The 20,563-nt window shown below is 67.7% G+C and carries 20 protein-coding genes; 7 read left to right on the forward strand and 13 right to left on the reverse strand.

What is annotated here, in order from left to right; genetic code table 11:
* Nucleotides 1-23: 23 nt before the first annotated feature.
* Complete coding sequence (locus tag ACLBYA_RS11020) at nt 24-992, reverse strand: NADPH:quinone oxidoreductase family protein (protein ID WP_447709441.1); 969 nt, start codon at nt 990-992, stop codon at nt 24-26.
* Nucleotides 993-1,019: 27 nt separating this feature from the next.
* On the opposite strand from ACLBYA_RS11020, the gene ACLBYA_RS11025 reads away from it, so the two are divergent.
* Together ACLBYA_RS11025 and ACLBYA_RS11030 are read left to right on the forward strand one after the other, a co-directional pair.
* Nucleotides 1,020-2,093, forward strand: a complete 1,074-nt coding sequence (locus tag ACLBYA_RS11025) for an NAD(P)-dependent alcohol dehydrogenase (RefSeq protein WP_447709653.1) — start codon at nt 1,020-1,022, stop codon at nt 2,091-2,093.
* 70 nt (nt 2,094-2,163) lie between these two features.
* A complete protein-coding gene (locus ACLBYA_RS11030; RefSeq protein ID WP_447709442.1) occupies nt 2,164-3,087 on the forward strand; it encodes an alpha/beta fold hydrolase in 924 nt (307 codons plus the stop codon).
* Here ACLBYA_RS11030 and ACLBYA_RS11035 read toward each other — a convergent pair.
* On the reverse strand, nt 3,077-4,411 hold the full coding sequence (locus ACLBYA_RS11035; RefSeq protein ID WP_447709443.1) for a flavin monoamine oxidase family protein: 1,335 nt from the start codon (nt 4,409-4,411) through the stop codon (nt 3,077-3,079). The genes ACLBYA_RS11030 and ACLBYA_RS11035 overlap by 11 nt on opposite strands.
* A gap of 68 nt (nt 4,412-4,479) precedes the next feature.
* On the opposite strand from ACLBYA_RS11035, the gene ACLBYA_RS11040 reads away from it, so the two are divergent.
* Nucleotides 4,480-5,451 carry a TIGR03617 family F420-dependent LLM class oxidoreductase gene (locus ACLBYA_RS11040; protein WP_447709654.1) on the forward strand — a complete coding sequence of 324 codons (972 nt, stop codon included), beginning with the start codon at nt 4,480-4,482 and terminating at the stop codon, nt 5,449-5,451.
* A gap of 47 nt (nt 5,452-5,498) precedes the next feature.
* Nucleotides 5,499-7,019, forward strand: coding sequence for a flavin-containing monooxygenase (locus ACLBYA_RS11045; RefSeq protein WP_447709444.1), 1,521 nt, complete (start codon nt 5,499-5,501; stop codon nt 7,017-7,019).
* A gap of 1 nt (nt 7,020) precedes the next feature.
* Here the strand turns inward: ACLBYA_RS11045 and ACLBYA_RS11050 are convergent, their stop codons facing one another.
* Complete coding sequence (locus ACLBYA_RS11050) at nt 7,021-7,776, reverse strand: helix-turn-helix domain-containing protein (protein WP_447709445.1); 756 nt, start codon at nt 7,774-7,776, stop codon at nt 7,021-7,023.
* On the opposite strand from ACLBYA_RS11050, the gene ACLBYA_RS11055 reads away from it, so the two are divergent.
* The gene (locus tag ACLBYA_RS11055; protein ID WP_447709446.1) at nt 7,775-8,176 is read left to right on the forward strand and encodes a DUF4345 domain-containing protein; all 402 of its coding nucleotides are present in this window, start codon (nt 7,775-7,777) and stop codon (nt 8,174-8,176) included. The two genes, ACLBYA_RS11050 and ACLBYA_RS11055, sit on opposite strands and share 2 nt — an antisense overlap.
* Nucleotides 8,177-8,179: 3 nt before the next feature.
* Here ACLBYA_RS11055 and ACLBYA_RS11060 read toward each other — a convergent pair whose 3' ends face one another.
* Nucleotides 8,180-9,292, reverse strand: a complete 1,113-nt coding sequence (locus ACLBYA_RS11060; protein WP_447709447.1) for a hypothetical protein — start codon at nt 9,290-9,292, stop codon at nt 8,180-8,182.
* The gene (locus ACLBYA_RS11065; protein WP_447709448.1) at nt 9,292-10,416 is read right to left on the reverse strand and encodes a phosphotransferase family protein; all 1,125 of its coding nucleotides are present in this window, start codon (nt 10,414-10,416) and stop codon (nt 9,292-9,294) included. The genes ACLBYA_RS11060 and ACLBYA_RS11065 overlap by 1 nt, the downstream gene beginning before the upstream one ends.
* 43 nt (nt 10,417-10,459) lie before the next feature.
* Between ACLBYA_RS11065 and ACLBYA_RS11070 the strand changes: the two genes are divergently transcribed.
* On the forward strand, nt 10,460-11,065 hold the full coding sequence (locus ACLBYA_RS11070; protein WP_447709449.1) for a TetR/AcrR family transcriptional regulator: 606 nt from the start codon (nt 10,460-10,462) through the stop codon (nt 11,063-11,065).
* On the opposite strand, the gene ACLBYA_RS11075 is transcribed toward ACLBYA_RS11070, so the two are convergent.
* Nucleotides 11,053-11,817 (reverse strand): enoyl-CoA hydratase, encoded by a 765-nt coding sequence (locus tag ACLBYA_RS11075; protein ID WP_447709450.1) that lies wholly within the window; start codon nt 11,815-11,817, stop codon nt 11,053-11,055. The two genes, ACLBYA_RS11070 and ACLBYA_RS11075, sit on opposite strands and share 13 nt — an antisense overlap.
* 69 nt (nt 11,818-11,886) lie before the next feature.
* Here ACLBYA_RS11075 and ACLBYA_RS11080 point away from each other — a divergent pair, with 69 nt between their 5' ends.
* On the forward strand, nt 11,887-12,786 hold the full coding sequence (locus tag ACLBYA_RS11080) for an alpha/beta hydrolase (RefSeq protein ID WP_447709451.1): 900 nt from the start codon (nt 11,887-11,889) through the stop codon (nt 12,784-12,786).
* Here ACLBYA_RS11080 and nuoN read toward each other — a convergent pair.
* From nuoN to nuoH, 7 genes are read right to left on the reverse strand one after another with little or no spacing between them, the layout of a single operon-like run.
* Nucleotides 12,779-14,341 (reverse strand): NADH-quinone oxidoreductase subunit NuoN, encoded by a 1,563-nt coding sequence (gene nuoN, locus ACLBYA_RS11085; RefSeq protein ID WP_447709452.1) that lies wholly within the window; start codon nt 14,339-14,341, stop codon nt 12,779-12,781. The two genes, ACLBYA_RS11080 and nuoN, sit on opposite strands and share 8 nt — an antisense overlap.
* Entirely contained in the window at nt 14,338-15,882 is a 1,545-nt protein-coding gene (locus tag ACLBYA_RS11090) for an NADH-quinone oxidoreductase subunit M (protein ID WP_447709453.1), read from the reverse strand. The genes nuoN and ACLBYA_RS11090 overlap by 4 nt, the downstream gene beginning before the upstream one ends.
* Nucleotides 15,879-17,759 carry an NADH-quinone oxidoreductase subunit L gene (gene nuoL, locus ACLBYA_RS11095; RefSeq protein WP_447709454.1) on the reverse strand — a complete coding sequence of 627 codons (1,881 nt, stop codon included), beginning with the start codon at nt 17,757-17,759 and terminating at the stop codon, nt 15,879-15,881. The genes ACLBYA_RS11090 and nuoL overlap by 4 nt, the downstream gene beginning before the upstream one ends.
* Nucleotides 17,760-17,763: 4 nt before the next feature.
* Nucleotides 17,764-18,063 carry an NADH-quinone oxidoreductase subunit NuoK gene (nuoK, locus tag ACLBYA_RS11100; RefSeq protein ID WP_447709455.1) on the reverse strand — a complete coding sequence of 100 codons (300 nt, stop codon included), beginning with the start codon at nt 18,061-18,063 and terminating at the stop codon, nt 17,764-17,766.
* On the reverse strand, nt 18,060-18,764 hold the full coding sequence (locus ACLBYA_RS11105; protein WP_447709456.1) for an NADH-quinone oxidoreductase subunit J: 705 nt from the start codon (nt 18,762-18,764) through the stop codon (nt 18,060-18,062). Before ACLBYA_RS11105 ends, nuoK begins: the two co-directional genes overlap by 4 nt.
* Nucleotides 18,761-19,294, reverse strand: a complete 534-nt coding sequence (gene nuoI / locus ACLBYA_RS11110) for an NADH-quinone oxidoreductase subunit NuoI (protein ID WP_447709457.1) — start codon at nt 19,292-19,294, stop codon at nt 18,761-18,763. Before nuoI ends, ACLBYA_RS11105 begins: the two co-directional genes overlap by 4 nt.
* On the reverse strand, nt 19,287-20,540 hold the full coding sequence (gene nuoH, locus ACLBYA_RS11115) for an NADH-quinone oxidoreductase subunit NuoH (RefSeq protein WP_447709458.1): 1,254 nt from the start codon (nt 20,538-20,540) through the stop codon (nt 19,287-19,289). The genes nuoI and nuoH overlap by 8 nt, the downstream gene beginning before the upstream one ends.
* Nucleotides 20,541-20,563: the final 23 nt, after the last annotated feature.

Genomic DNA, 20,563 nt, shown 5'->3' on the forward strand with positions numbered 1-20,563 from the left:
AAGCGCGCCGAAATCACAGGGGATCAGCGGACTTTGAGGACGACCTTGCCGACCGCGGTGCGATTTTCCAGCGACGCGATCGCCGCACCCGCCTGCTCGAACGGGTAGATGACCGGCTCGGGAGCGGTCACCGCAGCGGAGGCCAGCAGCGGTTCCAGCTCGGCCCACTGTTCGGCCAGATAGCCCGGATGTGTGGCCGCCCAGGCGCCCCAGCCGACGCCGACGGTGTCGACGTTGTTGAGCAGCAACCGATTCACCTTCACCGTCGGGATGTCGCCGCCGGTGAAACCGACGACCAGCAGCCGGCCCGCCGGGGCCAGCGAGCGCAGCGAATCGGTGAACCGGTCACCGCCCACCGGGTCGAGCACGATATCGACACCGCGGCCGTCGGTGAGTTCTTTGACCGCATCCTTGAACCCGTCGGCGAGCACCACATCGGTCGCCCCGGCCGCCCGCGCGGTCGCGGCCTTCTCCTCGGTGCTGACCACCGCGATGGTGCGGGCCGCGCCGAACGCCGGCGCCAGCCGCAGCGCCGAGGTGCCGATACCACCGGCGGCGCCGTGCACCAGCACCGTCTCGCCGGGGGCGAGCCGACCGCGGGTGCGCAGCGCGCAGTGCACCGTCAGATCGTTGAACAGGATGCCGGCGCCGGCCTCGAAGGACACCCGCTCGGGCAGGGTGAACACCCGGTCCGGCGGCAGCGTCACCACCTCGGCCATCCCGCCGGTCAACATCGTCAGCCCGACCACCCGGTCCCCGGCGACGACGTGGGCGTCGGCGGGAGCGCTGCGCACCACCCCGGCGATCTCCGCGCCCGGGATGTAGGGCAGCGGCGCCTTGTGCTGATAGAGCCCGCGGGTCTGCAGGGCGTCGGGGAACGCGACACCCGCCGCATGCACCTCGATGACCACTCCGTCGGTGCCGGGTTCGTCGATCTCGACCACCTCGGCGGCCTCGGGTCCATCGAGTCGGGGTATCTGAATCGCACGCATGGTTGACCATTTAACATGCGTCAAGTGATCAAGGCACGTGCCGCGGTGCTCCGCGAGCCAGGGCAGGACCCGCAGCTCACCGATGTCGAACTGCGCGATCCCGTCGGAGACGAAGTGCTGGTCCGCATCGACGCGGTCGGCATCTGCCACACCGACATCACCATGGCCTCGATCTTCGCCAAGACCCCGATGGTGTTCGGGCACGAGGGCGCGGGCACCGTCGTCGCCGTCGGTCCGCAGGCCGGCCATAGCGTCGGGGACCGGGTGGTGCTCACCTTCGCCAGCTGCGGGACGTGCGCCAACTGCGCCACCGATCGGCCCGCCTACTGCGACCGGTCCACCAACCTGAACATGCGCGGCGGCCGCCGCGACGAGACCAGCGCCCTGCGCATGGAGGGTGCCCCCATCGCCGGCGGGTTCTTCGGCCAGTCCAGCTTCGCCACCCACGCCATGTCGAGCAGCCGCAACGCGGTGACCTTGCCTGCTGGGATCAACCCCGCGCTGGCGGCCCCGCTGGGCTGCAGTGTGCAGACCGGGGTCGGGGCCGTGCTCAACGTCATCGGGCCCGCGCCCAGTGTCGCCGTCTTCGGGGCCGGTGCGGTGGGGCTGTCGGCGGTGATGGGCGCCCGGATCGCCGGCGCCGAGACGATCATCGCCGTCGATCCGATCACCGAACGCCGGGCGTTGGCCACCGAACTCGGTGCCACCCTCACCCTCGACCCGACGGCAGTTGATGCCGCGGCCGAGATCGTGAAGGTAACCGGCGGTGTCGCCGGCGCGGTCGACACCACCGCGCGTCCCGACGTGATCGCCGCCGCGGTCGGGGTGCTGGCCTCGCGCGGCACGCTGGCCCTGGTGGGGCTGGGCGCACCGACGGCCGAGCTGCCGGTCACGCTGATCATGGCCAAGGGGCTGACGGTGCGCGGTGTGGTCGAGGGCGACAGTGACCCGCAAATCTTCATCCCACAGCTGGCCGAGTTCTACCGCGCGGGACAGCTTCCGCTCGACCGGCTGGTCAGCACGTTCGCCTTCGACGATTTTGCGCAGGCCTGGACGGCGGCGAAGACCGGCACGGCAATCAAACCGGTGCTGGTCACGTGATCGATGTGGCGCTTCGCGCCCGGGGCTAGACTTGCCCGTCCAGGCAATGACGCCGACGATTGGAGTACCCGTGACCCTGCCCGCGCTGCCCCGGGGACGCTCCGTCGACGTGCACTCGGCCGACGGCACCCGGCTGTACGTCCAGGAATTCGGTCCGGCCGACGGCTACCCGATCGTGCTGGCCCATGGCATCACCTGCGCCATCGAGGTCTGGGCCCACCAGATCGCCGACCTGGCCGCCGACTACCGCGTCATCGCCTACGACCATCGCGGGCACGGCCGCAGCGAGACCCCGCGGCGCCGCAACGGATACAGCCTCAACCATCTGGCCGCCGATCTGGATGCGGTGCTGGATGCGACGCTGGCTCCGGGGCAGCGTGCGATCATCGGCGGGCATTCGATGGGAGGTATCGCGATCACGTCGTGGTCGGCGCGCTACCCGCACCGGGTCACCCGCTGCGCTGACGCGGTGGCCCTGATCAACACCAGCACCGGGGATCTGCTGCGCAACGTGCAGCTGGCGCGGGTGCCCGCGCCGCTGTCGGCCACCCGCATCCGGACCGCCGGATCGCTGCTCAAGACGTTCGGTGCCACCCCGGTGCCCAAACTCGCCGACCGGGCCAACCGGCGGTTCGTCGACTACCTGGCCGTCGGCGCCGACGCCGATCCCGAGGTGGGCGAACTGGTGTACCGGCTGTTCGCGACCACACCGCCGGCCGGGCGGGGCGGGTGGGCCCGGGTCCTGGTTGACGGTCTTGGGGCACAACACATCTCGCTGCGGAACCTGACCGTCCCCACTCTGGTGATCGGCAGCCGCAAGGACCGGTTGCTGCCCATCAACGCCTCACGGCACATCGCCGACCACGCCCCGAACCTGGCCGAATTCGTCGAGCTGGCCGGCGGGCACTGCGCCATCCTGGAACGGCCCGTCGAGGTCAACCAGCGGCTGCGGTCATTGGCCGAATCCGCGGTGAGCCAACGCCTCAGCTCGTGAGGTAGGTCCTCACCTCGGCGGCGGCGCGCTGCCCCGAGCGCACCGCCCCGTCGAGGAACCCGGTCCACTCATCGGCGGTCTCGGTGCCGGCCCAGAAGATGCCGTCCACCGGTGCGCGTAGGTGGCGGCCATGGTCGGTCCAGGACCCGGGCGGTACCGCCGCGGTTGGGCCGCCGGGCGCGAATTGCTCTGCGCTCCAACAATGGTCGAGATAGTCCACCGGCTCTGCCGCGGCCTGGCCGAACAGGGTGGTGAAACAATCCAGGGCCTGTTCGCGCCGGGTGGCCGCCGGCAGCGGGTCGAAGGTGCGGGAGTCGGCAAATCCCAACAGGATTCCCGGCCCGTCGTCCGACGGGCTGACATCGAAGGTGATGAACACCGGGCCCTCGTCGGACAACGATTCACCCGAGCAGTCGGCGGACCGCCAGAAAGGTTTCTCGTATGCGGCGTAGGCCTTGCTCAGATTGCCCTGCGGCCAGTGGTTGATCAGCTCGGCGTGTCCCTCGGGCAGCGGCGGTGTGAAGGTGATGCCGGCGCGGTGCGCGGGCGGTATCGCGAGGATGACCGCACGGGCGCTGTGGGTGCCGCCGTCGGTGCTCACGGTGTAGCCGGCGTCGGTGCGGGTGACCGCGGTGACCGGCGCGGACAGGCGCACCCGGTCGCCGAGGTCGGCGGCGATCCGCGCGGCGATCTGCTGGGTGCCGGCCAGGAAACGATCCTGCTGGGCGCCGCCCTTCACGTCGAGCATCCGGCCCAGACCGCCGGCGGCCTTCACATAACGCACGGCGTGCAGCATCGACACCTCGTCGGGTTCGCACCCCCACGTCACCCGCGACATGATCGCCATCAGATTGCGGGTCGAGGCGTTGGCGTGCGCGGCGCGCAGCCACCCGTCCAGGCTCTTCTGGTCCAGCCGTGGCGCCGCGGCGGCCGCCCAGGTGTCGGTGACCGGGATCAGCCGGGACAACCGGTCGAAGCGCCACTGGATGCGCGACACATCGAGCAGTTCGATGAGCGACAGCTTCGGGATGGTGGAGCGATACGAGCGCACCCGGCCGTGCCAGCGGATCAGATTCTTGCCGCGGCTGTGGGTGGGCACCGTGTCGCAGCCCAACTCGGCGGCCAGTGCCAGCACCGCATCCTGGGTGGGCCCGACGAAGGTGGCACCCAGATCGACCGGGACCCCGGCGACCGTCGCGGTATAGGAACGGCCGCCGACCCGGTCGCGGCCCTCCAACACGAGGACCTCATGCCCCTGTCTGCTCAGTTCTCGTGCTGCCGTCAATCCGGCGAACCCGGCCCCCACCACGATCACATCGGTCACATCCCCAGTGTGCCGTTTCGGCGCCGTCCCGTGCGCGATTCCGATTAGGGTGACCGGCTGTGAAGGTGATGACCGCGCTGTATGGACCTGTCGGAGCCGCGGAGCGGGCCGCCGAACTGCGTGACGCCGGCGCCAGCGGGGTGTTCACCTTCGAGGGGCCGCACGATGTGTTCACCCCGCTGACGCTGGCCGCCGGTGTCGACGATTTGGATCTGATGACGAATGTGGCGATCGCGTTCCCGCGCAATCCGATTCACCTCGCGCATCAGGCGATCGACCACCAGATCCTGACCCAGGGGCGGTTCACGCTGGGGCTGGGCACCCAGATCCGCACGCAGATCGAGAAGCGGTTCGGGGCCGAGTTCGACCGGCCGGTCGCCCGGATGACGGAGCTGGTCGCCGCGCTGCGGGCCATCTTCGACACCTGGTCGACGGGCGCACGGCTGGACTTTCGCGGTGAGTTCTACCGGCACACCCTGATGACGCCGACCTTCACCCCGCGCGACAACCCGTACGGCCCGCCGCCCATCTACATCGGAGCACTGGGACCCCGGTTGACCAAGGCCACCGCCCAGCACGCCGACGGGCTGCTGGTGATGCCGTTCGGCAACAAGAAGTTTCTGCACGAGGTCACCATGGCCGCCGTCGACGAAGGGCTGGCCGCGGCTGGGCGCACCCGGGCCGATCTGGCGATCGTGCCGGAGATCATCGTCTCGGTCGGCGACAACCACGACGCCACCCGCAAACTGCTGGCCTTCTACGGATCGACACCAGCGTATCGCCCGGTGCTCGACGTGCACGGCTGGGGGAATCTGCAGCCCGAGCTCCACGCATTGTCCAAACAGGGCCGATGGAACGAGATGGGCGCGCTGATCGACGACGACGTGCTGCACACCATCGCCGCCTGCGGCACCCCCGCCGAGGTGGCCGCGCACATCCGCGACCGGGTCGACGGCATCGCCGACCGCATCTGCATCTACCAACCGGGACCGATCGCGGCGGGATCTTTGGCCCAGATCGTTGACGCGCTGCGTACCTGAGGTCCTATGGTGGTTGGTACGGAGCAGGACCACGAGGAGGTTGTCCGATGGTCGAGCGCAACGAGGATGCCGAACCCCAGTTCAGCGACGTCCTGATCATCGGGGCGGGCATCTCCGGTATCAACGCGGCCTACCGCATCCGCGAACGCAACCCGAACCTGAGCTACACCATCCTGGAGCGTCGGGAACGCATCGGCGGTACCTGGGACCTGTTCCGCTATCCCGGGATTCGCTCCGACAGCGATATCTTCACCCTCAGCTTCCCGTACGAGCCGTGGACCGGACGCGCACATGTCGCCGAGGGCGCCGATATCCGGGACTACCTGGTCGCCACGGCCCGTAAGCACGGTATCGACCGGCAGATCAGGTTCGGTACCGCGGTGTCCTCGGTGGACTGGGAATCGGCCACCGACACCTGGACGGTGCACGCCGAAACCGACGGCGCCAAGGTCAGCTACCGCTCGCGGTTCGTGTTCTTCGGGACCGGCTACTACAACTACGACAAGCCCTACACCCCGGAGTTCCCCGGCATCGAGAACTTCGGCGGTGCCGTCGTGCACCCGCAGTTCTGGCCCGAGGACCTCGACTACACCGGCAAACGGGTGGTGGTGATCGGCAGCGGCGCCACCGCCATCAGTCTGGTGCCCGCACTGTCCGAGACGGCCGGTCACGTGACGATGCTGCAACGTTCGCCGACCTACATGATGTCCATGCCTGCGGTCCCGAAGCCGACGCAGGCGGTCCGGAAGATGCTGCCGCGCAGGGTCGCCCATCAGGTCGTGCGGTTCCGCAACGCCTGGATGCACTACCTGTACTACGTGTTCTTCCGGAGCATGCCCCAGGCCGGGCGCAAGTTGATCCGGGCAACCCAGATCTCGGCGCTGCCGGCCGGCTATCCGGTCGACGTGCACTTCAAACCGCGTTACAACCCGTGGGATCAGCGGATGTGCCTGGTGCTCGACGGTGACCTGTTCGAGGACATCAGCGCCGGCCGTGCCGAGGTGGTGACCGACCGCATCGACCGGATCGATGCCGACGGGATCGTGCTGCAGTCCGGTGACCGCATCGACGCTGACATCATCGTCACCGCCACCGGTCTGCAACTGCAGGCGCTCGGCGGTATCGCGATCAACGTCGACGGTGTCCGGGTCGACCCGACCGATCGATTCGTCTACAAGGAGTACCTGATCGAGGACGTGCCGAACATGGCCTGGTGCATCGGCTACACCAACGCATCCTGGACGTTGCGGGCCGACATGACAGCCCGCGCGGTGGCCAAGCTGTTGGCCTACATGGACTCTCACGGCTACACACATGCTTACCCGCATCTGGGTTCGGTGGCCATGCCCGAGAAGCCGGCCTTCGACCTGGACGCCGGCTACGTCAAGCGGGCGCTGCACGCGCTGCCGAAGTCCGGCACCCGCCGGCCGTGGAAGGTGCGGCACAACTACGCACTCGACGCGTTCGAGCACCGTTTCGACCGGATCGAGGAGTCGATGGTCTTCGGCCGCGTGCAGTCCGGCAAGCCCGCCGCGACACCTGCGGAGTCGGCACAGGTCAGCGCCTGACTCACGGCACCCGCACGGACAGTCCCGTCGCAAGCAACTGTGTCGCCGACAGGCCGAAGGTCGTCTTGAACCGGTCGGCCAGGTGCGACGGGCTGGCGAACCCCGCCTCGACGGCCGCGGTGGTGAGATTGGCACCGGCGGCCAGTTCGGCGCCTGCGCACATCAGCCGGCACCACAACCGATAGCGGCGCAGGCTGGTGCCGACCTCGGCGGCGAACAGGTGCAGGAACCGCGACTCGGACAGTTCGGCATCGGCGGCCAACTGTGCCGCCGACGGTGCGGCCGCCGGATCGTCACGAATCTGTTTGGCGGCCAACTCGATACGCGGATCGATGTGGTGGATCTGCGAGGGCGCGGCGATGTCCAGCCAGCGCCGGGCCGCAGCATCATCACGGGGCGCCGTGACCAGGTTCGCCTCGGCCCGATGGCCCACGCCGATGCCGTGCCGGAATTCCTCGAACTGGTCGCGGCATGCGGCGCTGCGCTGTGATGCCGGATCCAGATAACAGGACACCAGCGGACCCTGCATCCTCAGGTGGTGGACGAGCCGCGGCGGGATCAGCGCCGTGCGGGTGGTGAGGTGCTGCCCGTCGACGTGCACGGTCAGCGGCGCGTCGACACCGACGGCCAGACACCACACCGAGCCCGAATGCGGATCCAGGCCGAGCGCGGGGCCGGAGTACAGGGCTTGCCCCGGCCACAGCCACACCGCCGGGTAGCAGGTTTGTGGAAGCGCCGCGGTGGGCAGGTTCGCCATGCTGGACTCCTCATCAACTGATCAGGAGGCTACCGTGAGCGGCGCGATCATCGTCATCGTCGGGGTGCTCTTCGCCGGCATGGGCCTGTATGCGTTGGCCGCGCCCGCGGCGATGCTGCGGCCCTTCGACTACATCCTCAAAACACCCTCGTCGCGCGCGGAAGTGCGTGGTGTGTATGGCGGTTTCGGTCTGGCCATTGCCGCAGTGCTGGGTTGTGCCTTTGTCACCCCGGGCGAGGTGCGCACCGGGATCCTGATCACCGTGGCCGCGGCGCTGGCCGGAATGGCATTGGCTCGCACCGCTTCGGCACTTTTCGACGGGCCGACGCCGTTCTACCCGAACTGGTTCTACTGTCTGGTGGAGGCGGTGGCGGCCGCGGCCCTGTTCTGGGTGGCCTGACAGTTAGGGCGCGACCGTCAGCCAGTCCGCGAACCCGGACGGATCGTGGCGGCCCAGCGCTCCGTGCTCGAACAGACCCCAGCCCTCGGAGGTCACCGAACCCTCGGTGCACACCGCCCGCCCGACGTGGTCGATGACGCCGAAACCGGACCGGCCGATGATCGCCGGGTCGGTCATGTCGTAGGTGAGCCGTTCGGTGAACTTCTCGCCCTTCCACACACCGTGGATCCAGTCCGAGTCGCCACCGTAACCGCCGCCGACGTGAATGGGCACAGGGAGTTTGGATTCCACCTCGAAGTGCACCGGGGACCCGTCGACGGCTGTGGCGTCGATGGTGGCGCCGGTGGGGATCCGGGTACCGGACCGGTAGTGGATCTTCACCCGCGGCCAGCCCAGCTGCTCGACGCGACCGTCCTTCCAGATGCGGGTGCAGTCGTTGAGCGAGCGGAAGCCGTCCGGGGCCTCCTGGATGATGATGACGATGGAGAAGTCGTCGAAGGCGATCGGCACGTACAGCCACCACATCCCCTCGAACGGCGGGTCGGCGGGCCGGCCGGGCGCTTCGGCCTCACCGATCGGCCGGATGCCCCAGGACCGGTCCCGGGACCCGATCCAGGTGGCCGGGTCGACCGGGATGTGTTCGCCGTCGATCTCCAGATGGCCGCTCCACGAACCCAATTGGGCGAACCGCTGGGCGTCCAGGGTGACCCGGTTGCCCTGGCGCATCAGGTGCGGCTGTTCCTGCACGACGTCGAACAGGCCGTTCCAGGTCAGGTCGGCGGCGATGCCGTCGGTTTCGTCCAGGGTGATCCGCAGCTGGTGCAGTGGGTCGGTCACATCCACCCGGTAACCGTTGACGTGTTGATGCAGCCTGTCCTGGTCGATGGCATCGGACAGGTGCACCGCGGTCTGGGTGTCGCCGCGGCGTACCAACAGGAACGCGTCCTTGACACCGAGATTGGGGTAATAACCGATGCCGGTGATGACAAAGATGTCCCCGGTGCGGTCGTGGGCGTTGAAGTACGACCGGTCGTAGAAGTTGCGGTCCGAGGATCCGGGCCAGGCAATCGGTTGGGGGACTTGGTGGATGGGGAACTCGTCCATCGGACCCAGCATTATGCCTCCAGCAGTCGTCGCAGCAGGGATGCGTGATAGAACGTGGACTCGACGTCCTCGGGTTGGTCCATCTCGCCGAAATGCACACGGCGGGCCGTGGTGCGCATGAAGACACAACACCAGATGACCCCGGAGTAGATGTAGAACCACCGCAGATCGCCGAGGCGGGCGCCGGTCAGCTGCTCATAGGTGGCGCGGACATCTTCCTCGCGCAGCACATCGGGTAGGCCGGGCAGCCCGGCCAGCCCGGCGAGTTCCTGGAAGACCATGTGCGCGAAGATGATCCACGACACGTCGAGCTCGCGCGGCCCGATGGTGGCCATCTCCCAGTCCAGCACCGCGACGGGCCGGAAGTCCTCGTAGAGCACGTTGCCGACCCGGGAGTCGCCCCAGGCCAGCACCGGGGTCCCTGCCGCGACATCGATGGGGAAGTGGTCCTCCAGCCAATTCAACGCCTGCTCGACCAGTGGGGAGCGGCCGATGTCGGGGACGGCGAATTCGTACCAATCCTTGAGCCAGCCGAAGTGCCGCCGCAACGGGGTGTCACCCGGTGGGTCGACCTCGGCGAGGAAGGAGAACCGCTGTGCCGCATCGGGTATCGCATGCAGTTTGGCCAGCACCTCGACGGTGGCATCCTGCAACTCGCGTTGCCGTGCCGGCTCGGCATCGGCAAACCAGTTGCCGCCGAATGTGTATGGCATGACATCGGGCGGGACGATGCCGTCCACCCGGTCCATCAGGAAGAACGGGGTACCGAGCACGGAACCGCCGGTGTCGATCCAGCGCACCTTCGGCACCGGGACGTCGGTGAGTTCACCGACCAGGCGCATCAGTTCGAACTGATGGTCCAGGCGGTACGACGAGAACACCGGAACGTCGGCCTGCGTCGGCGCGACGCGGGCCACCAGGCGCTGCTCGTCGTCGCCGTCCCAGCGGGCGGTGAGCAGGATGGTCTCCGAGGACATCCCGTTGGCGTCGACGCCGCTCTCGATGCTGACCTGCGGGGCGGGTCGTTCGGGGCGTACGGTGGACAGCCACTGCGACAGCAGATCGGGCAGTGTGCTGACGTCTCGGCTGGAGTGTTGGAGGCGACTGACATCCTCGACGGCCGGTTCATGTGCCACGGTGCAACCTTTCGGCCCCAATTACGATACGGTGGGTAGCGTTATGAAATCAGACTTGCCACCGGTTGACAAGGGTGCCGGCCGCCCGCGGGATCCGCGGATCGATGCCGCCATCCTATCGGCGACGGTGGATCTCCTTGTCCAGATCGGGTATTCGAACCTGACCATGGCCGCCGTCGCCGAACGCGCCAGCACCACCAAGACCGCGCTCTACCGTCGCTGGTCCAGCAAGGCCGAGCTGGTGCACGAGGCGGCCTTCCCGACAACCCCGACGGCGCTGAGCATGCCCGAAGGCGATATCGCCTCCGATGTGCGGGCGATGATCGCCGCCGCCGGCGCGGTGTTCACCAGCCCGGTGGTCCGCGCAGCGCTGCCGGGCCTGATCGCGGATATGGCCGCCGACCCGGATCTCAACGATCGGGTGATGGGCCGGTTCACCGGGCTGTTCGAGGTGGTGCGGTTGCGCCTGGTGCACGCCGTCGAGCGGGGCGAGGTGCGCAGCGATGTCGACCCGCAGCGGCTCATCGAACTGATCGGTGGCGCCACCCTGCTGCGGATGCTGCTGACCCCCGGCCAGGACCTCGATGACCAGTGGGTGACCCAGACCACCGATATCGTGGTGCACGGGGTGATGCGTCAGCGCAGCTGACTCTTGTTGTGCTCGCTGACCTCCCGGAACCGGTCCCCGAGCCCGCCGAAGTCACGATGCTGGGCGAACGCGATGCGGGCCTCGGCGGCCAGCGCCGGATCGATCACGGCCGCCGCGCCCTCGGTGTAGATCTCCTTGAGCGCGAGCATGGTCGGACCCGGCACCTCGGCGATCTGGCCGGCCAGCTCCAGGGCCCGTTGCAGTAACCGATCATGGGCCACCACCTCGGTCACCAGCCCGATGCGCTCGGCCCGCTCGGCGCTGATCACCTCACCGGTCATCGACATACGGCGCGCCATCGCCAACCCCACCACCTGCGGCAGCCGGGCCGTCATCCCGCCGCCGGGCAGGATACCCACCCGGGCATGGGTATCGGCGAACACCGCACGCTCGGAGGCGATAAGGAAATCGCAGCCCAGCGCGATCTCCAGACCGCCGGTGAACGTCGCCCCGTTGACCGCACCGATGATCGGCGTGCGCATCTCCCGGACCGCGGTGATACAACTCTGCGAGCGGAACTCCTCGAAGTACTTCAGTCCGTCACGGGCGGCCTCCTTGAGATCCACCCCGGCGCAGAACGCCGGATCGGTCCCGGTGATCACCACCGCGCGCACCGAATCGTCGGCGTCGGCGCTCTTCAGCGCGGTGTAGAACGCCCGGATCAACTCGTGGCTGAGCGCATTTCGGGAGGCGGGACGGTTCAGCGTCAACAATCGCACCGCGCCGTGGTCTGCGGCCAGCAACTCGCTCATGTCGTCGAACCTATGCGTAAAGTCGAAAAGGTAAACCCGATTTCACCCATTCCCGGAGGTTGCCCCGTCGTGTCGCTGTTGTCGACCCCCGTCGTTGCCGACACCCTGGCCCGGTTGTTCTCCCAGCTCGTCAATCCCGCACCGAAGGCGGGGGTGCGGTTCGCCGACATCACCGCCGACACCAGCGAGATCAGCATTCCCACCCGCCATGGCGACACCGCGGCCACCGTGTATCGCCCGGCCGGGACCCCCGACGGTGTGTACCTCAACATCCACGGCGGCGGGTTCGTCGTCGGACATCGTGAGCAGGACGATCCGTGGTGCCGCTTCCTGGCGGCCCGCGCCAACGTGGTCGTCGTCAACACCGACTATCTGCTCGCCCCCGAGCACCGCTTCCCGACACCGGTCGAGCAGCTCTACGACATCGCCGCCTGGGTCGCCGCACAGCCGGACTGGCCCGGGGCACGGCTGTGCATCGGCGGTCAGAGTGCCGGCGGGAACCTGTCGGCCGCGGTGGCGCGGCAGGCGCTGAAGCAGCGCGGTCCGGCGATCACGCTGCAGGTGCTGCACTACGCACCGCTGGACCTGATGACCGCGACGGCGCACAAGCGTTCCCCGCGCGGCGGCAAGGCCATCATGAAACCGTGGATGGGCGAGGTGTTCGACACCGCCTACATCCCGGAGCGTCAACGTCGTCGTGACCCGCTGGCCTCGCCGGCCTGGGGTGACAACGCCGACGATATCGCGGGTATCGCACCGGCTTTGGTGATCGCCTGCGAGTACGACCGGTTGCGCGACGAGGCGTCGGCCTACGCGAAGAGCCTCGATGCCGTCGGCGCCCTCGTCGACTACGTCGAGGTACCCGACGTCGACCACGGCTACAACATCATGAGCGACGCCACCGAGGTCACCCGCGGTATGTACGAACTGATCGCCGGTCGGGTGCGCGACGCCGTCGCCGCTACCTGACGAACTGCTGCGCCCCGTCGACCAGATCCAGCAGCGGCTGCGGCAGCGCACCGAGGGCGAACGTGACCGCTGCCGTCAACGTCACCGCCCCCATGGTCAGCGCGCTGGGCGCCACCACCTCGGGGGCATCCTCGGGCGGATCGGTGAAGAACATCAACACGATGACCCGCACGTAGAAGTACGCGGCCACCGCGCTGGCGATGACACCGACCACCACCAGCGCGGCCGCACCGCCCTCGGCGGCCGCCTTGAACACCGCGAACTTGCTGACGAAGCCACTGGTCAACGGGATCCCCGCGAAGGCCAGCAGGAACAGCGAGAACACCACGCCCACCACCGGATAACGCCGACCCAGCCCGGCCCACTGCGCCAGACCGGTCTCCTCATCGCCGTCGGGGCGCCGCACCAGACCGGCCAGGGCGAACGCGCCGAGCGTGCTGAAACCGTAGGCGAACAGGTAGAACAGGGTCGCCGACACTCCGGCGTCGTTGAGCGCAATGACACCGGTGAGGATGAATCCGGTATGGGCGACCGCCGAATAGGCCAGCATCCGTTTGACATCGGTCTGGGTGACCGCGGTCAGGGTGCCGACGATCATGGTGACGATGGCGATGATCCACAGCATCGGCCGCCAGTCGTCGGCCAGACCGGGCAGCGCGACATAGAAGATCCGCAGCATCGCACCGAACGCGGCGATCTTGGTGGCCGCCGCCATGAACGCCGTCACCGGGGTGGGCGCACCCTGATAGACGTCGGGTATCCACGAATGGAACGGCACCGCACCGACTTTGAACAGGATCCCGACCGACACCAGGCCGACACCCGCCAGCGCCAGGGCGCTTCCGTCGCTGCCCGCCTCGATGGCCGTCGCGATATCGTCGAGCCGGAACCCGCCCGAATAGCCGTACAGCAGCGCGATTCCGTACAGGAAGAAGGCCGAGGCGAAGGCTCCCAGCAGAAAGTACTTGAGTGCAGCCTCCTGGGATACCAACCGGCGCCGCCGGGCCAACCCGCACATCAGGTACAGCGGCAGCGACAGCACCTCGAGTGCGACGAACATGGTCAACAGGTCGTCGGCGGCCGGGAAGATCATCATGCCGCCGAGCGCGATCATCATCAGCGGGAAGATCTCGGTCTGCGCGACAACCGCTTTGGCGGCCACCTTCTCGGCCACACTGCCCGGCACCGCCGCGGCCTGCGGGGTGAAACCGTCCAGCCCGGCCCCGGCGCTCGCGGGGATCCGACGTTCGGCGGCCAGCAGGACACCGAGGATGCCGATCACCAGTAGCAGCCCCTGCAGGAACAACGCCGGCCGATCCACCGCCAGTGAACCCACCGCCGCGCTGTTGCCCGGGGAGGATCCCAGATCAATGCTCACCGACACCACCGCGGCCAGCGCAGCGGCCTGCCCGCCCAGCGCCAGGACCAGCTGGGTGCCGTACCGGGCGCGGCGCGGCACGAACGCCTCCACCAGCACACCGGTCACCGCCACCCCGAGCACGATGAGAAGCGGGGAGAGTTGGCCGTATTCGATGATCGGCGCCTCGACGTTCATCGGCCCGGTCCTTCCGCGGTCGCCGGCAGGGGATCTTCGACGTCGATGGTGGTGAGCGTGTGGGTGACGGCCGGGTTGATGACATCGAGTGCCGGTTTGGGATAGATGCCGAGCACCAGCAGCAGCGCGATCAGCGGGGCCACCACGATCAGTTCGCGCGGGATCAGGTCGCGCAGTGTCTCGTTACCCTCGGCCACCGGTCCGGTCATCATCCGTTGGTAGGCCCACAGGATGTAGATCGCGGACAACACCAGCGCGAGCGCGGCGATCACCGCCAGCACCGGGAACCGGCCGAATGTGCCGATCAGCACCAGGAATTCACTGATGAACGGAGCCAGACCGGGCAGCGACAGAGTGGCCAGGCCGGCGACCAGGAAGGTGCCGGCCAACACCGGTGCGACCCGCTGCACCCCGCCGTAGTCGGCGATGGCACGGGACCCGCGACGGGACACCAGGAAACCGGCGATCAGGAACAGGGCCGCGGTCGAGATGCCGTGGTTGACCATGTACAGCGTGGAGCCGGACTGGCCCTGGCTGGTCAGCACGAAGATGCCCAGGATGATGAATCCGAAGTGGGAGATGGAGGTGTACGCGATCAGCCGCATCACATCGGTCTGGCCGATCGCGACGACGGCGCCGTAGACGATGCCGATGACCGCCAGCGTGATGATCAACGGCTGAAAGGTCTTGGCCGCGTCGGGGAACAGTTGCAGGCAGTACCGGATCATGCCGAAGGTGCCGACCTTGTCGACGACGGCCATCATCAGGACCGCGGTCGCCGGGGTGGATTCGACGGCAGCATCGGGCAGCCAACGGTGGAACGGCCACAGCGGTGCCTTGACCGCGAAGGCGAACATGAATCCGAGGAACAGCGCATTCAGCAAGGCCGGGTTGATGGCGAGCTGACCGCTCTGCACCGCGGCGACGATGGCCCGGAAATCGAAGGTGCCGCCGAGCGAGTCCATGGTGGCCACGTACAGCCCGATCACCGCGGCCAGCATGATGAGACCGCCGAACAGGTTGTACAGCAGGAACTTCACCGCGGCGCGTGACCTGTTCGCGCCGCCGAAGCCGCCGATCAGGAAGTACATCGGGATCAGCATGGCCTCGAAGAACACGTAGAACAGCAGCACGTCGAGCGCGATCAACGAGATCAACACCATGGCCTCGACGGCCAGTGTCAACGCCAGGTAGGACTGGGTGGACCGGGCTCTACTGTCGTCTTGACCGTCGTTCCAACCCGCGACGATCAGCAGTGGCACCAGTACCGCGGTCAACACCACCAGCGCCAGGGCGATCCCGTCCAGACCCAGGATGTAGCCGGTGCCGAACGTCGGGATCCACGGGTAGTCCTCGACGAACTGGAACTGCGGGCCCGCGGGATCGAACCGCACCGCCAGCAGCACCGCGATGGCCAGCACCGCCAGCGAAACCGCCAGCGCCGCCCAGCGGGCGAACACCTTGGAGGGCAGCAGAATCACCGCCGCGGCACCGAGCATCGGCACCGCCCACAGCGCGGTCAGCCAGCCCAGGCCGTTCACCAGACCCTCACCATCAGAATCGCCCCGATCACCAGAACCGTGCCGGCCAGCATGGACAGTGCGTAGGACCGGGCGAAGCCGGTCTGCCATCCCCGCAACCGTTGGGAGGCACCGGAGATGACGACCGCCAGCCCGCGGGTGGCGCCCTCGACGGCGTCATCGTCGATCTCGACCAGGCCCGCGGTCAGCTGCTGCCCGGGCCGCATGAACGTGCGTTCGTTGAAGGCGTCGCCGTACAGGTCGTTGCGGGCGGCGACGGTCAGCGCCGATGCCTCCGGCGCGGTCTCGGGGACAGGCCGGGTGGCGTACATCCGGTAGGCGAAGCCGATACCGACCGCGACGACGGTGAGGATGATCGCCGTCATCGCCCACACCGGGATCAGATGGTGGGCTTCATGGGTGCCCACCACGGGCTCCAGCCAACTCACCAGTCCGCCGCCGACGGCGAGTACCGCACCGGCCCCGACGGAGCCGATGGCCAGCACCACCATCGGCATGGTCATGATCGACGGCGACTCGTGCGGATGCGCCTGCGCACTCCAGCGTCTGGGGCCGAAGAAGGTCAGCAGCATCACCCGGGTCATGTAGAACGCGGTGATCCCGGCGCCCAGCAGTGTCGCCCCGCCGAGCAGCAGGCCCTTGACACCGCCTGCGGCGAAGGCGGTTTCGATGATGGCGTCCTTGGAGTAGAAGCCCGCGAACGGTGGCACCCCGATGATGGCGAGATACCCGAGCCCGAACGTCACAAAGGTGATCGGCATGACCGCGCGCAATCCACCGAAGCGGCGCATATCGGTCTCGTCGTCCATCCCGTGCATCACCGAACCCGCGCCCAGGAACAGCCCGGCCTTGAAGAACCCGTGGGTGATCAGGTGCATGATGGCCACCGCATACCCGGCCGGCCCCAATCCGGCGGCCAACACCATGTAGCCGATCTGGCTCATGGTGGACGCCGCAAGCGCCTTCTTGATGTCGTCCTTGGCGCAACCGATCACCGCACCGAACAGCAGGGTCACCGCGCCCACGATGGTCACCGCCACCTGCGCGGTGGGAGCCAGATTGAAGACCGGGCCGGACCGCACGATCAGGTACACGCCGGCGGTGACCATGGTGGCGGCGTGGATGAGCGCCGACACCGGGGTCGGGCCCTCCATCGCGTCACCGAGCCAGGCCTGCAGCGGCACCTGTGCCGACTTTCCGCACGCGGCCAACAGCAGCAACAGTCCGATCGCGGTCAGCGTGCCCTCGGACAGTTGTGGGGCGGCGGCGAAAACCCCGGCGTAGGAGACGGTTCCGGTGGCCGAGAACATCACCATCAGCGCCACCGCGAGGCCGATGTCACCGACCCGGTTGACCACGAACGCCTTCTTCGCCGCGGTGGCCGCACTCGGTTTGTGCGACCAGAATCCGATCAGCAGGTAGGACGCCAGACCGACACCCTCCCAGCCCATGTACAGGCCCAGGAAGTTGTCGGCGAGCACCAGCAGCAGCATCGCGGCCAGGAACAGGTTCAGATACGCGAAGAACCGTCGGCGCTCCGGGTCGTGACTCATGTAGCCGACCGAATACAGGTGGATCAGCGATCCGACGCCGGTGATCAGCAGCACGAAGCAGATCGACAGCTGATCCACCTGCAGGCCGAAGTCGACCCGCAGCTCACCGACGGGCACCCAGCTGAACAGCGTCTGCGTCACGGTTCGGTCCTGCACCGGGCGACCCAGCAGATTCATGAACACCAGCACGCCGAGCACGAATGAACCCAGGGCCGTGGCGCAGCCGAGCAGATGACCCCATCTGTCGGTGGCTCGTCCACCGAGCAACAGCACCGCGGCCCCGGCCAGCGGCAGGGCGATCAGCAGCCAGGTCAGGGTTTCCATGGCATCAGTTCTTCAGCAGACTGGCGGCGTCCACCGACGCCGATTGGCGGGCCCGGAAGATCGCCATGATGATGGCCAGCCCGACGACCACCTCGCAGGCGGCGACCACCATGGTGAAGAACGCGACCACCTGACCGTCGAGGTGGCCGTGCATCCGGGAGAAGGTGACGAACGCCAGGTTGGCGGCGTTGAGCATGAGCTCGACGCACATGAACATGACGATGGCGTTGCGGCGCAACAGCACTCCGGCCGCGCCGACGGTGAAGATCAGCGCCGACAGGTACAGGTAATTGGCCGGGTTCATGGGCGTTCGCTTCCGCGCGGTACCAGCACCGAGCTGACCGAGGTGGGCGCGGCGCTGCCGTCGGGCAGCCGGGCCGGGACGTCGACGGCGTTGTGCCGGGCGTACACACCGGGATTTGGCATCGGGGTCGGATGACCGCCGGGTGCGAACCGCTCGACGGCCAGCTCGCGCTGGGTCTTGCGGCGGTCGAACCGTTCCCGGTGCGCCAGCAGCATCGCGCCGACCGCGGCGGTGATCAGCAGCGCGCTGGTGAGCTCGAAGGCCCATACGTAGCGGGTGAAGATCAGCACCGCCAGACCCTCGACATTGCCTGCGCTGTTGGCCTGCTCGAGCCCGACGAACCGACCGAGTGCGGCGTTACCGATGCAGCCGATCAGCAGCACACCGAATCCGAGCCCGGCGACGATCGCGGCGATGCGTTGGCCGCGAATCGTTTCCACCAGCGATTCCGAGGAGTCGACGCCGATGAGCATGAGCACGAACAGGAACAGCATCATCACCGCACCGGTGTAGACGACGATCTGCACCACGCCGAGGAACACCGCGTCCTGGGCGATGTAGAGCACCGCCAGGTTGATCATCGTGACGGCCAGGAAGAGCGCGGAGTAGACCGCCTTGGGTGCGGCGACGACGCCGATGGCCCCGATCAGGGCCAGGGTGCCGAGCACCCAGAAGACCACCGCCTCACCCGTCGAGGTCACTGTGCCGTCTCCCGCACGACACCGTCGGCGCGGATATTGCCGCGGTAATAGTCCTCGTCGGTGCTGCCCTCGGCCATCGCGTGCGGGGGTGGCGTCATCTCGGGCTGTAGCGGCGCGAGCAGCTTGTCCTTGCCGTAGATCAGGTCGGCGCGGTTGTCATCGGCCATCTCGTAGTCGTTGGTCATGGTCAAGGCGCGGGTCGGGCAGGCCTCGATGCACAGTCCGCAGCCGATGCAGCGCAGATAGTTGATCTGGTACACCTGTCCGTACCGCTCGCCGGGTGAGAACCGTTGCCCCTCGGTGTTATCGGCGCCTTCGACGAAGATCGCATCGGCGGGGCAGGCCCAGGCACACAGCTCGCAGCCGATGCACTTCTCCAGTCCGTCGGCGTAGCGGTTGAGCTGATGGCGGCCGTGATACCGCGGGGCGACGGGGCCGGGTTTCTCGGGGTACTCCTCGGTGATCGGTTTCTGCAGCATCGCCTTGAAGGTGACGCCGAAACCGCCGAGCGCGTCGCCGACCTTAGACATCGGAATACTCCTTAACGTCGGGTAGTGGGCGTGGAATCTGTGGCAGCGGTGGTATCGGGAAGGCACTGACCTGACCCGGATCGGTGGGCAGGGTGAAATGCGGGATCGCGTGCCGGCGCAGCATGCGTCGGATCAGCACGACGACGGCGAGCAGGGCGATCGCCGCGACGCTGACCGCGGCCGTCGTCCAGGCTGGGGCGCCCTGAGCGCGCAACGTCTGGGTGATCGCGACCACCACGATCCACCCCAGCGACACCGGGATCAGCACCTTCCAGCCCAGCGCCATGAACTGGTCGTAACGCATCCGGGGCAGCGTGGCGCGCAACCACATGAACAAGAAGAGGAAGCCCCACACCTTGGCCACGAACCACAGCAGTGGCCACCAACCGGAGTTTGCTCCGTCGATCAGGCTGAACGGTAGCGGCGCCTGCCAACCGCCGAGGAACATGGTGGCGGCCAGCGCGGATACTGTCGTCATGTTGATGTACTCGGCGAGCATGAACATCGCGAACTTCAGCGACGAGTACTCGGTGTGGAACCCGCCGACCAGTTCACCCTCAGCCTCGGGTAGGTCGAACGGCGCGCGGTTGGTCTCGCCGACCATCGATGTCACGTACACCACGAACGAGGGCAGCAGCAGGAAGACGAACCAGGTACTGTGCTGGGCGGCAACGATTCCCGACGTCGACATGGTGCCCGCGTACAGGAACACCGCGACGAACGACAGCGCCATCGCGATCTCGTAGGACACCACCTGGGCACTGGACCGCAAACCACCCAGCAGGGGATAGGTGGAACCCGACGCCCAGCCCGCCAGCACGATGCCGTACACCCCGATCGAGGTGACGGCCAGCACGTAGAGCACCGCTACCGGAAGATCGGTGAGTTGCAGCGCGGTGGTGTGCCCGAACACCGAGACCTGCCCGCCCATCGGGATGACCGCGAAGGCCATGATCGCGGGGATCACCGAGATCACCGGAGCCATCAGATAGATCGGTTTGTCCACTCCGGCCGGGATCAGCCCCTCCTTGAGCGCGAGTTTGATGCCATCCGCCAGGCTCTGCAGCAGGCCGAACGGGCCGACCCGGTTGGGGCCGAACCGCATCTGCATGCGGCCCAGCACCTTTCGCTCGACCAGGATGGCCACCAGCACGGTGAGCACCAGGAAGATGAAGATGCCCAGGCATTTGGCGAGCATCAGCCACCACGGGTCGTGCCCGAAGCTGTTCAAATCGGGCATATTCATCGGCGATCCCGCTTCGCTTCTCG

Source organism: Mycobacterium sp. C31M (genome assembly GCF_053345865.1).